Raw genomic sequence first — 19,088 nt, 5'->3', positions numbered from 1 at the left:
GGCGACCGGGGTCAGGGAGTGGGGACGGCGGCGAAGATCTGGTCGATGATCTCCTCGCTGCGGATGCCCTCGGCGTCGGCCTCGAACGTCAGCAGCACGCGGTGGCGCAGCACGAGGTGGCGCAGCTCGCGGATGTCTTCGGGCAGCACGTGCGAGCGGCCCTTGAGCAGGGCGAGGGCGCGCGACGCCTGCAGGAAAGCGATGCTCGCACGGGGGCTCGCGCCGTACTTGATGAACCGGGCGCGGTCGTCGCCGATGTACGGTGCGGGGTTACGCGTGACGTACGCGATCGACACGATGTAGTTGCGGATCGCGGGGTCGACGTAGATGCGGCTCGCGACGTCCTGCAGCATGTGGACGTCGTCGAGCGAGATCGCGCTCGAGACGTGCCGGTCGGGATCGAGCACGCCGGAGTCGATGCGGCCGAGGATCTCGAACTCCTCGGCGGGGCTCGGGTACTCGACGATCTCCTTGAGCAGGAAGCGGTCCATCTGCGCCTCGGGCAGCTCGTAGGTGCCCTCCTGCTCGATCGGGTTCTGCGTCGCGATCACGAGGAAGGGCTTCGGCAGGTGGTGCACCTCGCCGCCGATCGTGGTCTGGTGCTCCTGCATCGCCTCGAGCATGGCGCTCTGGGTCTTGGCGCTCGATCGGTTGATCTCGTCGAGCAGCACGAAGTTGGCGTGCACGGGGCCGAGCACGGTGCGGAACGAGCCGGTCGCCGCATCGTAGATCTGGTTGCCCGTGATGTCGCTCGGCAGCAGGTCGGGCGTGCACTGGATGCGCTTGAACTGCGCCTTGACCGTGTCGGCGAGGGTGCTCGCGGCGGTCGTCTTGGCGAGGCCGGGCACGCTCTCGAGCAGGATGTGGCCGCCGGCGATGAGTGAGATGAGCAGGCTCATGCGCAGGCGCTCCTGGCCCACCATCTTCGCGGAGTAGGCGTCCGAGACGACCTTCAGCACGTCGCTCGCCCGCGAGATCTCCGCGTCGGACGGGGCCGTCCTGGGGGCGGCATCCGCTCTCGGAGCCGGGGCGGATGCCGGGGCCTGTGCAGCTGCGGCGGGAGCGGATGCCGGGAACGTCGGGGGCGTCGCCGTGGCGGGAGGCGGCGGAGGCGTCGGCGCGTCACGCAGTTCGCTGCGCAGTGCCGGCGCCGGTGCGGGAGGCGCGGGCGGGGGCGGAGGGGCCGAATTCGTCGACGGGTCCGGCGCGTAGGGCTCGTTCATCTGCAGTCTCCTCGATCACGCGGGGAAACATCGCGTCCTTCCCCCGCACCAGGGTAACCGCATCCACCGACGCGCCGGCTCGGAGCCGATGGGGAGGAGTCCCCATCGGCCGAGCGACCGTCGGATCAGGGAACGCGGATGCCGCGGCGACGACCCACCCAGACCACACCGGCGCCGACGGCGACGATGCCGATCGCGATCCCGATGATGTAGACGACGACCGAGCCCCATCCGCCGGGACCGTGCGGGTCGAGGAACGGATAGGGGTACCACCACGGGTTCGCGGTGATCGGGCCCGTGATGAAGTTCGCGCGCACCATCGTGTAGACGGTCCACACCAGCGGGAAGATCACGGCGACGAGGGCCGCGCTCCACGGCAGTGCGCGCCGACGGGGCGCGAAGAGCACATCGAGGAGCATGACGAGCGGCACGATCACGTGCAGCGTCTCGTTGGTCCACACCTCCGAGACGCCGTCGAGGTTGATGTACCGGAGGAGCAGGTTGTACACCACGCCCGTGACGATCATGTAGGTGCTGGTGCAGACGAGCAGCGTGGCCAACCAGCGGGGTTCGGGGGTGTCGTCGCGTCGCGTGCGGATCATCCAGATCGCGGCGATCGTCAGGGAGACCACTGCGCCGATGTTCGACAGGACGGTGAAGAAGCTGAAGAAGTTCGCCACGACGGTCGGCACGTGCGAACCCCACTCGGTGGTCGACGAATGCGCGTTCGTGATCGACACCGTGATCTGCCGCACGAGCGCCGCCGCGCCGAGAAGGGCTACGGCGATCCGCAGGTAGGGCCACCAAGTCGTCATCATGCCTCCGCCGCCAATGTATCGGGAGAAGCCCGATGACATCAGTGTGGACTCGGCGCCCGCACGGGCGCCACGGTCGGCTCGGGCCCGTACCGTCGCGGAGCGGCCTGATTCAGTCGAACGGCGCGACCTAGTGACGCTTTCGCGCGCCGCGGAGGCGCCCGATCCCGACGACGATGAGCGAGATGACGACGATCGCGGCCGCGATGGCGGCGACGTACAGGCCCACCGAGGCCCAGCTCGAGGTGTTCGGGTTGAGGAACGGGTACGGGTACCAGTAGGGCGTGGCGGTGAACGGGTCGGTGATGAACGGCCCGCGAACCAGTGTGTAGCCGCCCCACGCGAGCGGGAAGACCACGGCGAGGAGCGCGGTGCCCCAACCGAGTGAGCGGCGGCGCGGTGCGAAGAGAACGTCGAGCAGCATCACGATCGGGAGCACGACGTGCAGCGTCTCGCTCGTCCACGCCTCGGTCGCGCTGTGCGAGGGGATGTTGCGCAGCAGCAGGTTGTAGACGATGCCGGTCGTGATCATGTAGGTGCTCGCGTAGGCGAGCAGCACGGCGAGCCAGCGGGGTTCCGTGTCGTCGCTGCGGCGGGTGCGCAGCATCCACCCGGCGGCGATCAGCAGGACGATGGCCGCGATGAGACCGGAGAGCGTGGTGAAGAAACTGAAGAAGTTCGTGACTGCGGTGGGGATGTCGCGTCCCCATTCGGTCGTCGCCGCCTGGGCGGTCGCGATCTCGCGTGTGAGCTGCCGCGCGAGTGCCGCGAGCGCGAGCAGGGCGGCGACGATCCGCACGTAGGGCCACACAGTTTTCATCGTTCCTCCGACGTTCCGTGCTCGACACTCTGGCGGTCGAACCGTCGGACACCGTAGCCGTGAAACGGGCGAACTTCGGCATCTCAGGGCGGTTTCCCACTCTGCCGGCGGGCTTGTCGGAATATCGCTAAGTGGGGCGCCGGATTCGGGCGAATTCGCTATGGCGATCGGTATATCGATACGCCTGAGTCAGCCCCGCCGCCCCCACCTCAACCGCGTCACGAGCACACCCAGCAGGCAGAGCGCGCCGCCGAGGAACATCAGCGGGGTCGGCACCTCGCCGAGGATCGCCCACGACATCAGGATCGCGACCGCGGGCACGACGTAGGTCGTGGCGGAGGTCTGCCCCGCGGTGCTGCGCTGCAGCACGTAGGCCCAGGTCGTGAAGGCGATCGCCGTGGGGAAGATGCCGAGGTAGACGACCCAGAGGGTCGAGCCGAGGGGAGCGCTCTGCAGCGCGCCGATCAGGCTGCCCGTCCACGGCAGCAGTGCGACGGTGCCCGCCATCGCGCCGAGCCAGGTGAGCGTGGTCGCATCGGACCCGGCGCTCAGCAGATGCTTCTGCAGCAGCGTGCACCCCGCGTACATGACCGCGGCGAGCAGCGCGAGCAGCAGCCCCGTGAGATCGGGGCCCTCTCCGTCGGCCGCCTGCGAGTTCATGCCGATCAGCACGACGCCGAGGAACGCGATCGGCGCGCCGATGATCAGCGGCTTCGGGAACCCCTCGCGCAGGAAGAGCCCGCTGAACACCACGACCATCAGCGGTGCGAGGTTCACCACCATCGCCGCCGTGCCCGCGTCAAGCGTGCGCTCGGCGGCGTTGAGCGCCAGGTTGTAGACGCAGAACCACCCGACGCCCCACACCGCGACCAGCCACCAGTGCCGCCGCGCGGGCAGACGGATGCCGTGGCGCACCGCGATGACCGCGAGGACGAGACTGCCGACCGCCATGCGCAGCAGTGCGAGCGCACCCGGGTCGAAGTGCGGACCCGCACCGCGGATGCCGATGAACGCCGACGCCCAGAGCACGACCGTCACGAGGGCGGCGATCAGCACGAGCGGTCCCTGCCGGGGCTTCGTGCCCGGCAGGTCGCCGGTGAGGGGAACGGTCTTCGACATCCTCCGATGGTGTCAGGGGCCTCCGACATCCGCGATGCGCGGGAGCGACAGCATCCGCACGTTTCCCGCCAGGACCTCGCCGAAGGCGATGTCGGCCCCTTCGATAGGATGGGGGAGCCCGACAAGGGCCAGCTCATCAGCCGGTGCAAACCCGGCGAAAGCAAGGGGGACACCCATGCCAGGAATCGTTATCGTCGGCGTGCAGTGGGGCGACGAAGGAAAGGGCAAGGCCACCGATCTGCTCGGTGACCGCACCGACTGGGTCGTGAAGTTCAACGGCGGCAACAACGCCGGGCACACCGTCGTGGTGGGCAACGAGAAGTACGCCCTGCACCTGCTGCCCTCCGGCATCCTCTCCCCCGGCGTCACGCCGGTCATCGGCAACGGCGTCGTCGTCGACCTCGAGGTGCTCTTCCACGAGCTCGAGGCGCTCGGCGCCCGCGGCATCGACGTGTCGCGTCTGAAGGTGAGCGCCAACGCGCACATCATCACCCAGTACCACCGCACGCTCGACAAGGTCACCGAGCGCTTCCTCGGCAAGCGCATGATCGGCACCACCGGCCGCGGCATCGGACCGGCCTACGCCGACAAGATCAACCGCGTCGGCATCCGCGTGCAAGACCTGTTCGACGAGAACATCCTGCGCCAGAAGGTCGAGGGTGCGCTCGATCAGAAGAACCACCTGCTGGTGAAGATCTTCAACCGCCGCGCCATCACGGTCGACGAGATCGTCGAAGACCTGCTCTCGTACGCCGAGCGGCTGCGCCCGCTGGTCGCTGACACCGGCTACCTGCTGGCCGAGGCGCTCGACCGCGGCGAGGTCGTCGTGTTCGAGGGCGGCCAGGCCACCATGCTCGACGTCGACCACGGCACCTACCCGTTCGTGACGTCGTCGTCGGCGACCGCGGGTGGCGCGGCCACCGGTTCGGGCGTCGGTCCCGGAGCACTCGACCGCATCGTCGGCATCGTCAAGGCGTACACGACCCGCGTCGGATCGGGTCCGTTCCCGACCGAGCTCTTCGACGAGCAGGGCGAATGGCTGCGCTCGCGCGGCTTCGAGTTCGGCACCACCACCGGCCGTCCGCGCCGCGTCGGCTGGTACGACGCCCCGATCACCCGCTACGCCACGCGCGTCAACGGCATCACCGACCTCGTGCTCACCAAGCTCGACATCCTCACCGGACTCGAGCAGATCCCCGTGTGCGTCGCCTACGACGTCGACGGGGAGCGCTTCGACGAGGTGCCGGTCAACCAGACCGACTTCCACCACGCGACGCCGATCCTCGAGTACTTCCCCGGCTGGAGCGAAGACATCTCGGTCGCCCGCACCTTCGACGACCTGCCCAAGAACGCGCAGGACTACGTGCTCGCGCTCGAGAAGATGAGCAACACGCGCATCTCGGTGATCGGCGTGGGCCCGGAGCGCGACCAGGTGGTCGTGCGCCACGACCTCGTCGACTGACCCCGTGACCCGTTTCTGGCTCGGGGGCTACGGCCCCGAGATGGACGGCTCCGCCGAGGGGATCGGATTCCTCGCCGGAGACGACGGCCGCGAAGCCACGACGCTGGGCTACCGCGACCTCGCGGCGACGGCATCCTCACCGTCGTGGCTGGCGCAGCATCCGTCGCTCGACGTCGTCTACGCGGCGCTCGAGCACGAGGGCGCGGTGCAGGCCTTCGTGCGCTCGGGCGAGGGATCGCTCGCGCCGCTCGGCGGCCCGGTGCCGACAGGAGAGGCCGTGTGCCACCTGGCCGTCTCGCGCGACGGGGCCACGCTGATCGCCAGTTGCTACGGCGACGGTCGGGTCGTGCGATTCGGCCTCGCGACCGACGGGCGCATCGTGCCGGCGAAGGCGGATGCCGCGGCGGCGCTGCGCGCGGCACTGTTCGGCGAGGACGAAGACCCCGACGCGGTGCGCGAGGAACCGGGCGTGGGTGCGGCGGCATCCGATCCCTACGGTCTGCCCGACCGCGCCTCGCACGCACACTCGGCGGCGTTCCTGCCCGATGGGCGCATCGTCACGACCGACCTCGGCTTCGACCTCGTGCGCTTCTGGCGGCTGTCGGGAACCGGGCTGCGCCTCGACCACGAGGTGATCCTGCCGCTCGGCGTCGGTCCGCGTCACATGGTGGTGCACCCGAGCGGGCATCTGCACATCGTCACGGAGTACTCGTGCGAGGTGTTCACCCTCGCCGAGGCCCCGAGCGGGGCGTGGGCCGTCGTGTCGTCGACCCTGTCGAGTCCCATCGCCGAGGTCGGCGTCGACTTCCCCGCCGAGCTCGCCCGCACCCGCGACGGCGCCTTCCTGTACACGGCTCTGCGCGGCAGCAACACGATCGCGGCGCTGCGCGTGCTCGGCGGAGGTGAGCGCCTCGAATCCATCGCGCTCGCCGACTCCGGCGTCGACTGGCCGCGCCATCACCTGGTGTTCGAGGGCAAGCTCGTGGTCGCCGGGCAGCGGTCCGACTCGATCAGCCTGATCGACCTCGACGAACGCACGGGCGCGCCCCTCGGCATCCGCCACCAGGCTCCCGCCGCGACGCCGACGCACATCCTGCCGGTGCGCTGACCCGGGCGCCGGGGCTTCGGTCCGGCTCGGCGTGTGAACCCAACTCAGGAAGAACGCTCGGATTTCGCCGGATTCGGCTTGTTTCGGGCGGTTCTGGTTCGGTCCTTCCTGAGTTGGGTACGCCCTCGGCCGGAGAAGCGGTGCACAACTCCGGAGAATCGGTCCCGATCTGGCGGGTTTCGCACCCCCAGCGCCGGCGCGGCCCGGTTTCTCGGGAGTTGTGAACCCCACGCGGCGCATACCGTACCCGGCGCGTCGGGGAACAACCACCCCGTGACACGACGTTGCTGTTCAGCGAGACTGTTGCGCGGAGAGGTGCGAAGCGATGACTGCAGACAAGACGAACGAGTACGACCTGATCGTGCTGGGCGGAGGACCGGTCGGCGAGAACGTCGCGGACCGCGCGGTGCAGGGAGGTCTCACGGCGATCATCGTCGAGAGCGAGCTGGTCGGCGGGGAATGCTCGTACTGGGCGTGCATGCCGTCGAAGGCGCTGCTGCGCTCGGCCCAGGCGCTGCGCGCGGCCAAGCACGTCGCCGGCGCGAAAGAGGCGGTGACCGGTGCTCTCGACGTGCGTGCGGTCTTCGCGCGTCGCGACTCCTTCACGAGCAACTGGTCGGACGACGGCCAGGTGAAGTGGCTGGAGTCGGCGCACATCGATCTGGCCCGCGGGCACGGGCGCCTGACGGGCGAGCGCGAGGTCACGGTGACCGATGCCGACGGTGGCACGCGCGTACTCCACGCCCGCCACGCGGTCGCGATCAGCACGGGTTCGGATGCCGTCGTGCCGCCGATCCTCGGCCTGCGCGAGGCTTCTCCGTGGACGAGCCGCGAGGCCACGAGCGCCGAGGAGCTTCCGGATTCGCTGGCCGTCATCGGCGGCGGTGTGGTCGCGGTCGAGATGGCGACGGCCTACGCCGCGCTCGGATCGACGGTCACCCTCATCGCACGCAGCGACCTGCTGGGCGGCATGGAGCCGTTCGCGGGCGAGCGCGTCGCGGCGGGGCTGCGCGAGCTCGGCGTCGACGTGCGACTGAACACGGGCACGTCGGCCGTGCGCCGCGATGACGCCGGTGTCACGATCACCCTCGACGACGGCAGCGAGATCACCGCGAGCGAGGTGCTCGTGGCGACGGGGCGTTCGCCGCGCAGCGGCGACATCGGCCTCGAGACGGCGGGCCTCGAGCCCGGCACGTGGATCGAGGTCGACGACACCCTGCGGGTGCCCGGTTCGGACTGGCTGTACGCGGTGGGCGACGTCAACGGCCGGGTGCTGCTCACGCACCAGGGCAAGTACCAGGCGCGCGCGGCGGGCGACGTGATCGCCGCCCGGGCGAAGGACGAGCCGGTGGATGCCGACGACTGGGGTCGCCACGCCGCCACCGCCGACCACGCCGCGGTTCCGCAGGTGACCTTCTCGATCCCCGAGGTGGGATCGGTCGGACTCACCGAGAAGGCCGCGCGCGAGGCGGGCCACGAGGTGAAGGTCGTCGACTACGACCTGGGCTGGGTGGCCGGGGCGAGCCTCTACGAGGACGGGTTCGAGGGGCAGGCCCGGCTCGTCGTCGACACCGAGCGCGACGTCGTGCTCGGTGCGACGTTCGTCGGCCCGGAGGTCGCCGAACTGGTGCAGGCCGCGACGATCGCGGTCGTCGGCGAGGTGCCGATCAAGCGCCTGTGGCACGCCGTGCCCTCGTATCCGACGGTGAGCGAGGTCTGGCTGCGCCTGCTCGAGGGCTACGGGCGGGCCTCGGCGTGAGCCGCCGGGCCGGGGCGTCGACGGAGGCGCTGCGGCATCCGATCCGAATCGGCCGACGCTCCGAACAGGGAGTGACGGCGGATGCTTCGCTGCGCGCTTTATTTCTCACATTGACGGCCGCGCGCACAACCCCCGCCGCAATGTCGGCGACCTCTTATACGCTCTAACCCACATCCCAGGAGGCAGAACCATGAAGGCTGTACTCGCAGGAACCGTGATCGCCGAGGCCGACGAAGCCGACCTCTTCCGCATCGAGGGCAACTGGTACTTCCCGCCGGCGTCGATCACGCCGGGCGCGCTCGTCGAGAGCCCGACGCCGTACACGTGCCCCTGGAAGGGTGCGGCGCAGTACTTCTCCGTCGAGGTCGACGGAGAGCTGCACAAAGACCTCGCATGGTCGTACCCGACGCCGTACCCGACCGCTTTCGAGCGCGTCGGCGGCGACTTCTCGGGCTACGTCGCGTTCGACCCGAGCGTCGAGGTCTCGGCCTGACCGGCGACGGCATCCGCTCGTCGTCGTAGAACCCGCCGCACACATGCCCGCCATCGTCGCGCCCTGCATCGATCCCCCGACGGGAGACCACCCATGATCGAATTCCGCAACGTCACCAAGCAGTTCCCCGACGGCACCGTGGCCGTGAACGACTTCAGCCTGGTGCTGCCGTCGCGCAAGACGACGGTGTTCGTGGGCTCGTCGGGCTGCGGCAAGACGACGCTGCTGCGCATGATCAACCGCATGGTCGAGCCGACCTCGGGCGACGTCGAGATCGACGGCGAGAGCGTGCTCGGCGGCGACCCGGTGCAGCTGCGCCGTCGCATCGGCTACGTCATGCAGAACTCGGGACTGATGCCGCACTTCACGGTGATCGACAACGTCTCGACCGTGCTGCGTCTGAACGGCGTGAAGAAGTCCGACGCGTACGCGCGCTCCCGTGAGCTGCTCGACACGGTCGGTCTCGACCAGAAGCTCGCCGAGCGCTACCCCAGCCAGCTCTCGGGCGGTCAGCAGCAGCGCGTGGGTGTGGCCCGCGGTCTCGCCGCCGACCCGAACATCCTGCTCATGGACGAACCGTTCGGCGCCGTCGACCCGATCGTGCGCGCCGATCTGCAGCAGGAGACCCTGCGGCTGCAGCACGAGCTCGACAAGACGGTCGTGTTCGTCACGCACGACATCGACGAGGCGTTCCTGCTCGGCGACCAGGTCGTCATCCTCGACAAGGGCGCGCGGGTCGTGCAGGTGGGCTCGCCGAGCGAGATCATCGAGAACCCGGCCGACGACTTCGTCGCCTCGTTCATCGGCGCGGACCGCGGGCGCCGCGCGCTGCACCTCAAGCAGACGCCGCAGGGCACCGTGGTCGTCGACTCCGAGGGACGCACCCAGGGGGCGCTCGTCGCCGAGACCGAGCACGTCGACGGTCCGCTGGCGGGGCCGGATGCCGCTGCCCTCGGCGCCGTGCAGGGTGGCCAGCCGTGAACTGGGTCGTCAACAACTTCGGGCTGATCCTCGAGCTCACCGCGGTGCACCTGCGGCAGAGCATCGTGCCGATCGTGCTCGGGTTCGTCCTCTCGCTGCCCCTCGGCTGGGTGGCCTGGCGGTACCGACTCGTACGCGGCCCGATCATCGTTCTGACGGGTCTGCTGTACACGATCCCCTCGCTCGCGCTGCTGATCCTGCTGCCCGCCACGCTCGGCTACTCGGCGATCAGCGAGACGAACCTCGTGATCGCCCTGACGATCTATGCGATCGCGATCCTCGTGCGCGCCGTGTCTGACGGCCTCGACTCGGTCGACGACGACGTGCGGCAGGCGGCGACGGCCACCGGGTTCGCGCCCTTCCGCCGTTTCTGGGCGGTCGAGTTCCCGCTCGCCGGCCCCGTGATCCTCGCCGGACTCCGGGTGACCGCGGTCAGCACGATCTCGCTCGCCACCGTCGGCATCCTGATCGGCGTCACGAACCTCGGCTACCTCTTCACGAACGGCCTCGAACGGCGCATCATCGCCGAGGTCTTCGCCGGGGTGATCGCGGTCGTCGTCATCGCACTCGTGATCGACCTGATCCTGCTGCTGGTCGGCCGCGCGCTCATGCCGTGGACCCGGGCGGCCTCGAAGGCCACCGCGAGCCGCGCGATCGCCGTGGGGGCTCCCGCATGAACCTCTTCGTCGAAGCCTTCGCCTGGATCTTCGCCCCCGCCCAGTGGACCGGCACCTACGCGCTGCCCAAACTCCTGGGCGAGCACCTCGCCCTCACCGCGATCTCGGTACTGATCGCCGCGGCGATCGCGATCCCGATCGGGTGGCTGATCGGGCACACGGGCCGCGGCCGCGAGGTGGCGGTCGCCGTCTCGGGTGCCGCCCGCGCCATCCCCTCGTTCGGACTCATGGTGCTGCTGGTGCTCCTGCTCGGAGTGCTCCGCATCCCCGAGGCCGCGATCATCACCTTCGTGCTCCTCGCGATCCCCTCGCTGCTCGCCGGTGCGTACACCGGCCTCGAAGCGATCGATCGGCGCACGCTCGACGCCGCCAAGGCGATGGGTATGACCGGCTGGCAGGTGTTCTGGAAGGTCGAAGTGCCTCTCGGTCTGCCGCTGCTGGTCGGCGGCATCCGCTCGGCGCTCCTGCAGGTCATCGCGACCGTCACGATCGCCGCCTATGTGAACCTCGGCGGTCTCGGTTGGCCGATCATCCAGGGCATCCCGCTGCGCCGGTTCGACCAGGTGCTCGCGGGCGCGATCATCGTCGCGGTGCTCGCCCTGATCGTCGATCTGCTTCTCGCCACCGCCCAGCGCGCCGCCGTTCCCGCCGGGCTCCGTGGCGGCGGGCCGCGCGCCGACGGCAAGCGATCGAGTCGGAACGCGGCTTCCCGCTCCGGCTCGGCCACGGCATCCGCCACCGCCTCCGAACCGGCACCCGCCACCGCCTGAGCATCCGCCCGGCGTCATCCACCTGAATCCACAGCACTCGAAGTCCCAGCAGTTTCCAGAGAAGAGGAAATCCATGTTCACAGCACGAGGCAAGCGCTCCGTCCTCGCCGTCGGCCTTGTCGCCGCGGCCGCGCTCACCCTGTCGGCCTGCGGCGGAAGCAACCCGCTCGACGAGCCGTCCGACAGCGCCGGTTCTGGCAGTGGCGACACGATCGTCGTCGGCTCGCAGGCGTACTACTCGAACGAGATCATCGCCGAGATCTACGCCCAGGCCCTCTCGAACGCCGGTTTCGACGTCGAGACGCAGCTCAACATCGGTCAGCGCGACGCGTACATGCCCGAGGTCGAGTCCGGCGCGATCAACGTCTTCCCCGAGTACACGGGCAGCCTGCTCGAGTACCTGTCGATGGACGGGGTCGACGTCACCAGCCCCGACGACGTCTACGCCGCCCTGCAGGACGCCCTGCCCGACAGCCTGACGGCTCTCGACTTCGCCGAGGCATCCGACCAGGACACGTACACGGTGCTCAAGAGCTTCGCCGACGAGTACGGCATCACCTCGATCGCCGACCTGTCGAAGGCTCCGTCGCCCGTCACCATCGGTGCGGCTCCCGAGTTCGAGCAGCGCCCGTACAGCCCGTCCGCGGCCAAGGAGGTCTACGGCGTCGACCTGCAGTTCTCGGCCACCGGCCCGAGCACGCTCGAGTCGCTGCTCGCCGGCGAGATTCAGGTCGCCGACATCTACACCGCCGACCCGGCCTTCGAGACCGAAGACATCGTGGCCCTCGAGGACCCCGAGAACCTGATCATCTCGTCGAACGTCGTGCCGATCGTGTCGAGCGACATCGCCGACGAGGTCTCCGACGTGCTCAACGAGGTCAGCGCCAAGCTCACCGCCGAGGAGCTCGTGTCGCTGAACGTGCTCAGCACGGTCGACCAGCAGTCGTCGAAGGACATCGCCAAGAAGTGGCTCGAGGACCAGGGTCTGATCTGACCTCCTGACCGCATCACGAGAAGTGCCCGGGCCCGATGGGTCCGGGCACTTCTGCGTGTGCCCGGCGCGCGTGGTGGGTTTCGACGCGACTCCGAGAGGGGGATGCGCGAGGGGCGTGCGAGAGACGGGCTCCGACGGAGGATCCGCTCCCGCTACACCCGGGCGTCCTGCCTCGGCACCCAGACCTGCTTGATGATGATGAGGATGGATGCCGCCACCGGCACCGCCACGAGAGCCCCGAGCAGACCGAGCAGCGTGCCCCCCGCGAGGGCGCCGATCACCACGAGCGAGCCGGGGATCGCGATCGCCTTGTTCATGACGCGCGGAGTGATGACGTACGCCTCGATCTGCATGTAGACGAGGTAGATCGCCGCGAAGATCAGCGCACCGAGCGGGTCGGTGAAGAGCGCGAGGCCCGTGCCGATGATCCAGAACATCACCGATCCGACGAGGGGGATCAGCGTGATGCAGAACGCGACGGTCGCCATGAGCGGCGGGAACGGCAGTCCGAGGAACGTGTAGAGCAGCAGCGCGAGGATCGCATTGAAGAACGCGAGCACGACCATGCCCATCACGTACCCACCCACCGAATCGGTGATCTGGTCGGTGATGTCGCCGGCGCGGTCGCGGTCGCGGGCGGGGATCAGGCGCAGCATGCTCTGCTTCATGCCGGGCAGAGTCGCGACGAAGTAAAGGGTGAGCACGAGCACCACGATCACACCCGAGATCCCGGAGGCGATGGATGCCCCGACCTGCAGTGCGCCGCCGCCGATGCTGGCGATGTTGCCGGGGTCGGTGAGGAACTTCTGCACGTCGGCTACGAGGCCTTGGAACTGGTCGCCGAACTGGTCGTCGAGTGTGGCGTAGAGATCGCTGCGCTGGAAGTCGGCGATCATCCCGGGGACCGATCGCACGAAGCTCGCGATCTGCTCGATCACGATCGGCAGCACCACCCAGAGGATCAGCGCCACGACGACGATCAGCGACAGGATCACGATCACGACCGAGATCGCCCGGGAGAGCCCGCGGCGCTCGAGGAAGCGCACCGACGGGTCGAGCCCGAGGGCGGCGAAGAGGGCGAGAGCGATGTAGATGAGCACGGTCGACAGGCTCGTGACCGCGAGCCCGAGCACGAGGGCGCCGAGACCGCCGAGAGTCACCAGGAAGCCGAAGACGAAGGGGCGGTCGATGCGGGTCCAGAACGAGCGGCTCGGCGTCATCGGCTCGATCACGACGGCCCGCTGCGGGTGCGACGTCGTCGAGTCCGGCGCCGATGCCGCAGACGGAGCCGACGCCGACGCCGCAGACGGAGCGGCCGCAGAGTCCGCGGCCGGCGAGTGCTCGTCCGCCGACGCGGCGTCGTCGGAGGGCCCGGATGCCGGCGGCTTCTCGTTGCTCATGTGCTCACGATAGCGGTGCCCGGCATCCGATCACCGGCGTTCGCTCGCGCTCTAGAGTGGAGGCATGACCGCGCCACAGGATCCGAAGGCCGAACTGCTGCGCCTGCGTGCCAGCATCGACAACATCGACGCCGCGCTGATCTTCATGCTCGCCGAGCGCTTCCGGGCGACTCAGCAGGTCGGTCACCTCAAGGCCGAGTACGACATGCCCGCCTCCGACCCCGGCCGCGAGGAGCAGCAGGTCGCCCGCCTGCGCGCGCTCGCCGAGGAGGCGCACCTCGACCCCGAGTTCGCCGAGAAGTGGTTCAACTTCGTGGTGGCCGAGGTCATCCGTCACCACACCGCGGCGGCCGAGTCACGCTGACCGAGCCAGCCGGCCCGACCGCCCGCCAGGCCGTCGCCCAGGCCGTCGCCCAACCCGTCGGTCAGACCGTGATCGTCCGACCCGTCTCGAGGCCCTCCACCGCGAGGGTGTAGGCGCGACCGATCTCGTCGTCGCCGACCGGGCGGTGACCGGCGAACAGCCGGTGATAGCCGGGGGAGTTCTCGAGCACGTCGGGCGAGACCGCGTTGATGCGGATGCCGCGGGGCGCCTCGGCGGCCGCCGTGATCACGAACGACTCGAGCGCGCCGTTGGCCATCGCGGCCGCGGCGCCGGTGGCGATCGGGTCGCGCGACAGCACGCCGCTGGTGAGCGTGACCGATCCGCCGTCGCGCAGGTGCGTGATCGCCTGACGCACGACCTCGATCTGCGGGAGCGTCTTGCCGAGGAACGCCGCCGTGTAGTCGTCGCGGTCGAGTTCGGTGAGGTGCTTGAACGGCACGGAGCCCGCCGCCACGACCACGGCGTCGATGTCGGTCACCTCGACGAACAGGGCGGCGATCGACGCGGCATCCGCCAGATCGACGCGCACCTCGCCGGTGCGCGACGCGCGGATCACCTCGTGCCCGCGGGATTCGAGCGTGTCCGAGACGACGCGGCCGATGCTTCCGGATGCTCCGATGACGACGATCTTCATGACCCCAGTCTTTCACCGCAGACGGACGAAGGGCCCGGCGTTCCCCGTCCGCCGGACCCTTCCGAGGCCATCACGGAGCCGAGCCGCGGTGATCTCTGAGCAGTCGGTGCCGGTCGTCGCCCTCCCGCACTCCCCAGTGCACGGATGAACCCCCCTCGACCGCGTCCTCCCGACTCCGGTGCTCGGAGCCTCCCGCGTTCGACACCTTCCGAAGAACAGGAGCGCCTCGCGCCCCTCGTGATACATCGCGTCGAGAAAAACTCGAAAAACCTCAGAACCCTGCGCCGTGGCACTGGAACGGCGCCCGATGCCCGGTCTCCTGCGCGGCGACGGCGAGGGCGGGCGCGGGGTCCATGCCGTCGGCGAGGTGCCCGTGCACCGCGGCGAGCAACTCGCACGCGACGTCGTCGGGCACGGTGACGGGGGCGGCGATCACGCAGCGGGTGCCGGCGTGCAGCCACACCCGTGTCATGCCGAGCGCCTCCTCGCCCCAGCGCACCGCCGAACGGCCCAGCTCGCACGCCGAGAGGATGACCGTCTCGGGCGCCGTGGGGATCAGGTCGACGTCGTAACCGAACAGCGTGCCGTCGGCGAGCTCGAAGCCCGAGAACAGGGGGTTGTCGGCGGAGTGCCGCCCGTGCGCGGCGATGTGCAGCAGATCGGATGCCCCGGCCAGCTCGGTCACGGCCGACACCGTCGCCTCGCCGCCGAGGAGCGTGGGGGTCGCGGCATCCGTCGTCGCCCAGGCCGCGCGTGCCCGCTGCACCTCTTCCCCGGCGCGGGGCACGCGCGGACCGGTGGCGAAGCCGATGCGTTCCGGGCGACGACCCGTCGCGCGGCGGGTGCGCACCTCGGCCCAGCGCGACGCCGAGGTCGCGACCGTGAAGGGCACGCCGTGCATGCCGGGCAGCATCGCCCACGGCACACCGGCGAGCACACCGGGCAGGGTGATGACGACGCGCTGCGCATCCGCCGGGTTCACCGCGGCGCGCACGGGGGTGAGGAGCTCGTCGTCGAGGGTCTGCAGGCGCACGGCCAGCGAGCGCTCGATCAGCGCGGACAGGGGGCCGCCCCGGGTGAGGGCGGCGACGTCGAGGTCGGCACGGAGCCCGTCCATCGCGGCGCGCACGCGCGGCCACGACAGTTCGACGACCGATGCTCCGGATGCCGTCGTCGCCACGCACAGCAGTTCATCGCCCGTGTAGAGGTACGCGAGCAGCGCCGTGCCGGGGTCGAGGTGCGCGCGGGCGCCGGCGAGATCGAGGCGCCCGCGGGTCTCCCCGGCGCCGGTCGCCGCCCACTGCCGCTCGCGCACCCGGTCGCGCAGCACGCGCACGCGGGCGTCGGTCGTCCAGTCGGCACCGGCGAGGTCGGCGCGCAGCATCCGCAGCTCGGCGAGATCGGATGCCTGTGCGTCGTCGACCGGCGGACGCACCGGCGCGACCTGGTGGCTGAGGTGGCGGGCGCGCTCCGCCCACTCGAACAGCACGGCGGGGTCGCGCGTCCTCGCCGCCGCCCGGAGCCCCGCGAACATCAGATCCGTGCCGTGCATCGCGACGGACGCCTGCAGGTCGAGCGCGCCGAACGACTGCTGCCACGAGGTGAGAAGGTCGAGTCCCTCGGTCGCCGCGCGCAGAGCCGCCGTGTGGCGACCGCTCGCCGCCGCCCGGGCGGCGCGCACCTCGTGCGCCCTCAGCCGCAGCGGGGTGGGGGCGCTCGCATCGACGCGCGGCATCCGTCCGCTGCCGTCGCGGCGCGCGTCGAGGCGCAGGGCGGTCGCCTCGGTGCGGAAGCCGCCGTGCGCGAGAGCGGATGCCGTGCGCTCGATGTCGTCGTCGATGCGCGCACTGCGGCCCGAGGGGCGGGTGCGCAGCCGCGACTCGAGGCGCACGGCGTCGGCGCGCGCCGCCCAGCCCGCACTACCGAGGGCGGCGAAGCGGCGGGCCGCGGTGCGTGCCATGCGCTCGGCCGCCACCGGATCGTGCCGCATCAGGGAACGCGACAGGTGGAACTCCGCCTCGCCCCGGGCCTGCGGCATCCGCTGCGCCCCGAACTGTCCGGCCACCCGGGCGAGCAGGGTCTCGGCCTCGGTCGTCAGCCCGGCATCGCGCAGCACCTCGGCGCGGTCGAGGTCGCTGATCGCCGTCGCGAGGTCGCTGGTCGCCGCGAACACCGGACGCGATGCGGTCATGAGCGACAGCGCGGTCACGAGGTCGCCACCGAGCAGCGCCGCGTAGCCGAGGTTGTGGCGGGCCTCGGCGAGGGGCTCCTCGTCGCCGTTCGCCTCGTAGACCGCGACGGCCCGGTGCAGGTCATCGGTCGATGCCGCGAGTTCGTGCCGCTGCATCCGCACCATCGAACGGTTCATGAGGCAGTTCGCGAGCTCGGTGCTCTCGTCGCCGGTCGCCCCGAGTGCGTCGATCGCGCGGCTGAGCATGACCTCGGCCTCGGCGAGGGTGCCGCCGTGCATGAGCAGCGTGCCGAGCTGCCCGCTCAGCAGCGCGACGGTCGCGTCGCTGAGCCCCGCGCGATCGAGCGCCTCGCGGCACAGCTGCTCGGCCTCGGACGGATGCCCGGTCTGCGCCTGCACGTACGCCCGGGTGCCGTCGATCCGTGCCCGCAGGTCGGCGTCGTCGGTGCGGGCCGCGGCGTCGTCGAGGGCGCGACGGGCCGCCGCGAACCGTCGGGCGTTGGCCGCTTCGACCCCGCGCCGGTGCAGTTCGCTCGCGGACAGGGGCATCCCCCCAGAATGCCGGGTCGCGGCACCCGGGGGGAAGTCCTGTCGCCGGCTGGCTGGGACCCGTCGACAGTCTCAGGGCCCCAGCCGATGCTCCAGGGGGCGGCCTAGTCGACCGGCGAGGGGAGGTCGGCGACCACCGAGGTCACGGCGGCGTCGACGGCATCCGCGTCGACATCCGCCACCGAGACCTCGCCCAGGAGCGCGGCGATCCGGCCCGCGACGTACGGTGCCGCGAACGACGTGCCGCTCCACACCGCGAAGCCGCCGCGGTAGTCGTCGGGATCGATCGTCTCGCGCCGCAGCCCGTCGATGTCGGCCCGCGTCATCGCCTGCTGACCGCCCACGAACGCCGGCGACGTGCTGACGACCGCGGCCCCCGGGGCGTACAGCCGCACCCACGGTCCGACGTTCGAGAACAGCGCCACCGACCGGGCCGAGGGGTTGAGCGCCCCGACCGAGACGAGCGGCGCCCAGCGATCGCGGGCGATGCCGTTGTCGGCCCCCGGCCACGCCCACAGCGACGCGGGGAACGATGGGCGGTCGATCGCATCGTTGCCGGCCGAGCACACCACCACGCAGCCGAGCTCCCGCGCCTTGGCGAGCAGCGCGTAGAGGGTGCGGCTGTAGAGACCGTCCTCCGGGGTCTCGTGGTAGTACCCGAGCGACAGGTTGAGCACGTCGATCGGATGCCCGGTCTTCGGGTCCTCGCGATACCTCCGCAGCAGCTCGATCACCTGCGCGAGCGTCGTCAGCAGGTCGCTCTCGTCGACCACTCCGAGCGCCCCGGCGACGCGCACCGAGAGGATGTCGGCATCCGGAGCGGTCTGGCGCACGATGCCCGCGATGAACGTGCCGTGCCCGGCGACCGCGTCGATCTCACCGTCGAGCTGCCCGTACAGGTCGGGGTAGCGCTCGGGATCCGCGTCGTCGGTCAGGCCGATCGGCACCCCGTCGAGTTCGACGTGCCGGGTGACGATGTCATCGGGCAGCCAGTCGTGCACCCCGCAGCCGGTGTCGAGCACCGCCACCACGGGGCGCCGGCCCGTCGTCGGGTCGGGTCCGCGCCGGGGCGCAGGGCCCAGCCAGCTCACCGGCTGCCGCGCGCCGCGACCCGGCTCGAGGTAGTCGTCGCTGCCTCCCGCGCCGGCCCCGCGCACGGGATTCGTGCGGCTGAACGGGTTGGTACGGCTGAAGGGATTCGTGCGGCTGAACGGATTGAGGCCGACCGGATCGATCGACAGCACGTGCTCGAGGCTCGTGCGCGGCATGGTCGAGCGCGACATGCGGCGGGCGCGCTGCAGCACGCGCCAGGCATCCGGAGCGACCGGGGATTCGCCGCCGGTCGGCTCTTCTGGGGTGGTCAGGCGCGCGCGGAGGAAGCCGGGAACGCCGGGCAGCAGCTCGCCGGCGTTCTCACGATCGGATGCCTCGATCTCGAGCGTCCATCCGAAGGAGTCGGCCGCATCGCGCAACGTGCGCAGCTCGCGGTCGTACTCCTCCCCGTTCTCGAGGTCCTGCGTGATCAGCAGGCGCGTGGGCAGGTACGCGGTGGGGAACGCGCGGATGCCGTCGACCGGCTCCACGCTCGGATCCAGCGCCGTGCCGCGCCTGATCGATCCCTCCGCCCGGTCCTGCCAACTCCACCCTCTCGGCTGCTCCATGCGTCATCCCTTCCTGCGCGGGTCCTTCCCCGCGTTCCATCCCCGGT

The 19,088-nt window shown here is 70.5% G+C and carries 17 protein-coding genes; 9 read left to right on the top strand and 8 right to left on the bottom strand.

Features of this window, described 5'->3' with window-relative positions:
* Nucleotides 1-11: 11 nt before the first annotated feature.
* The 4 genes from WFJ97_RS09610 to WFJ97_RS09595 form a co-directional block, all read right to left on the bottom strand.
* On the bottom strand, nt 12-1,223 hold the full coding sequence (locus tag WFJ97_RS09610) for an AAA family ATPase (RefSeq protein ID WP_336641324.1): 1,212 nt from the start codon (nt 1,221-1,223) through the stop codon (nt 12-14).
* A gap of 125 nt (nt 1,224-1,348) precedes the next feature.
* Nucleotides 1,349-2,041: a Pr6Pr family membrane protein gene (locus WFJ97_RS09605; protein ID WP_336641323.1), complete on the bottom strand. Its 693-nt coding sequence runs from the start codon at nt 2,039-2,041 to the stop codon at nt 1,349-1,351.
* 127 nt (nt 2,042-2,168) lie between these two features.
* Nucleotides 2,169-2,858: a Pr6Pr family membrane protein gene (locus WFJ97_RS09600; protein WP_336641322.1), complete on the bottom strand. Its 690-nt coding sequence runs from the start codon at nt 2,856-2,858 to the stop codon at nt 2,169-2,171.
* A 189-nt stretch (nt 2,859-3,047) separates the two neighbouring features.
* The gene (locus WFJ97_RS09595; RefSeq protein ID WP_336641321.1) at nt 3,048-3,977 is read right to left on the bottom strand and encodes a DMT family transporter; all 930 of its coding nucleotides are present in this window, start codon (nt 3,975-3,977) and stop codon (nt 3,048-3,050) included.
* A 175-nt stretch (nt 3,978-4,152) separates the two neighbouring features.
* Here WFJ97_RS09595 and WFJ97_RS09590 point away from each other — a divergent pair, with 175 nt between their 5' ends.
* The 8 genes from WFJ97_RS09590 to WFJ97_RS09555 all read left to right on the top strand — a co-directional run bounded on the left by WFJ97_RS09590 (nt 4,153) and on the right by WFJ97_RS09555 (nt 12,221).
* A complete protein-coding gene (locus tag WFJ97_RS09590; RefSeq protein ID WP_247623921.1) occupies nt 4,153-5,439 on the top strand; it encodes an adenylosuccinate synthase in 1,287 nt (428 codons plus the stop codon).
* Between the two features lie 4 nt (nt 5,440-5,443).
* Complete coding sequence (locus WFJ97_RS09585; RefSeq protein WP_336641320.1) at nt 5,444-6,547, top strand: lactonase family protein; 1,104 nt, start codon at nt 5,444-5,446, stop codon at nt 6,545-6,547.
* A gap of 325 nt (nt 6,548-6,872) precedes the next feature.
* Nucleotides 6,873-8,306, top strand: a complete 1,434-nt coding sequence (locus WFJ97_RS09580) for a dihydrolipoyl dehydrogenase family protein (protein ID WP_336641319.1) — start codon at nt 6,873-6,875, stop codon at nt 8,304-8,306.
* Nucleotides 8,307-8,496: 190 nt separating this feature from the next.
* A complete protein-coding gene (locus WFJ97_RS09575) occupies nt 8,497-8,799 on the top strand; it encodes a DUF427 domain-containing protein (protein ID WP_336641318.1) in 303 nt (100 codons plus the stop codon).
* A gap of 93 nt (nt 8,800-8,892) precedes the next feature.
* Nucleotides 8,893-9,780, top strand: a complete 888-nt coding sequence (locus WFJ97_RS09570; protein WP_247633313.1) for an ABC transporter ATP-binding protein — start codon at nt 8,893-8,895, stop codon at nt 9,778-9,780.
* Nucleotides 9,777-10,457 (top strand): ABC transporter permease, encoded by a 681-nt coding sequence (locus WFJ97_RS09565; protein WP_247633312.1) that lies wholly within the window; start codon nt 9,777-9,779, stop codon nt 10,455-10,457. Before WFJ97_RS09570 ends, WFJ97_RS09565 begins: the two co-directional genes overlap by 4 nt.
* Entirely contained in the window at nt 10,454-11,227 is a 774-nt protein-coding gene (locus WFJ97_RS09560) for an ABC transporter permease (RefSeq protein WP_336641317.1), read from the top strand. Before WFJ97_RS09565 ends, WFJ97_RS09560 begins: the two co-directional genes overlap by 4 nt.
* A 73-nt stretch (nt 11,228-11,300) precedes the next feature.
* The gene (locus tag WFJ97_RS09555; protein ID WP_336641316.1) at nt 11,301-12,221 is read left to right on the top strand and encodes an ABC transporter substrate-binding protein; all 921 of its coding nucleotides are present in this window, start codon (nt 11,301-11,303) and stop codon (nt 12,219-12,221) included.
* Nucleotides 12,222-12,373: 152 nt separating this feature from the next.
* On the opposite strand, the gene WFJ97_RS09550 is transcribed toward WFJ97_RS09555, so the two are convergent.
* Nucleotides 12,374-13,621, bottom strand: a complete 1,248-nt coding sequence (locus WFJ97_RS09550; protein WP_336641315.1) for an AI-2E family transporter — start codon at nt 13,619-13,621, stop codon at nt 12,374-12,376.
* Nucleotides 13,622-13,685: 64 nt separating this feature from the next.
* Between WFJ97_RS09550 and WFJ97_RS09545 the strand changes: the two genes are divergently transcribed.
* Nucleotides 13,686-13,985: a chorismate mutase gene (locus WFJ97_RS09545; RefSeq protein ID WP_247623912.1), complete on the top strand. Its 300-nt coding sequence runs from the start codon at nt 13,686-13,688 to the stop codon at nt 13,983-13,985.
* Between the two features lie 61 nt (nt 13,986-14,046).
* On the opposite strand, the gene WFJ97_RS09540 is transcribed toward WFJ97_RS09545, so the two are convergent.
* The 3 genes from WFJ97_RS09540 to WFJ97_RS09530 form a co-directional block, all read right to left on the bottom strand.
* Complete coding sequence (locus tag WFJ97_RS09540; protein ID WP_336641314.1) at nt 14,047-14,640, bottom strand: short chain dehydrogenase; 594 nt, start codon at nt 14,638-14,640, stop codon at nt 14,047-14,049.
* Nucleotides 14,641-14,911: 271 nt separating this feature from the next.
* A complete protein-coding gene (locus WFJ97_RS09535) occupies nt 14,912-17,380 on the bottom strand; it encodes a CHAT domain-containing protein (RefSeq protein WP_336641313.1) in 2,469 nt (822 codons plus the stop codon).
* 104 nt (nt 17,381-17,484) lie between these two features.
* A complete protein-coding gene (locus WFJ97_RS09530; protein ID WP_247633307.1) occupies nt 17,485-19,041 on the bottom strand; it encodes a S8 family peptidase in 1,557 nt (518 codons plus the stop codon).
* Between the last annotated feature and the right edge of the window lie 47 nt (nt 19,042-19,088).

Origin of the sequence: Microbacterium sp. USHLN272 (assembly GCF_037149655.1) — a bacterium.
In the GTDB taxonomy this organism is placed as follows: Bacteria; Actinomycetota; Actinomycetes; order Actinomycetales; family Microbacteriaceae; genus Microbacterium; species Microbacterium galbinum.
The sequence above is the reverse complement of the archived record's forward strand: the minus strand, read 5'-3'. Positions and strand labels throughout refer to the sequence as shown.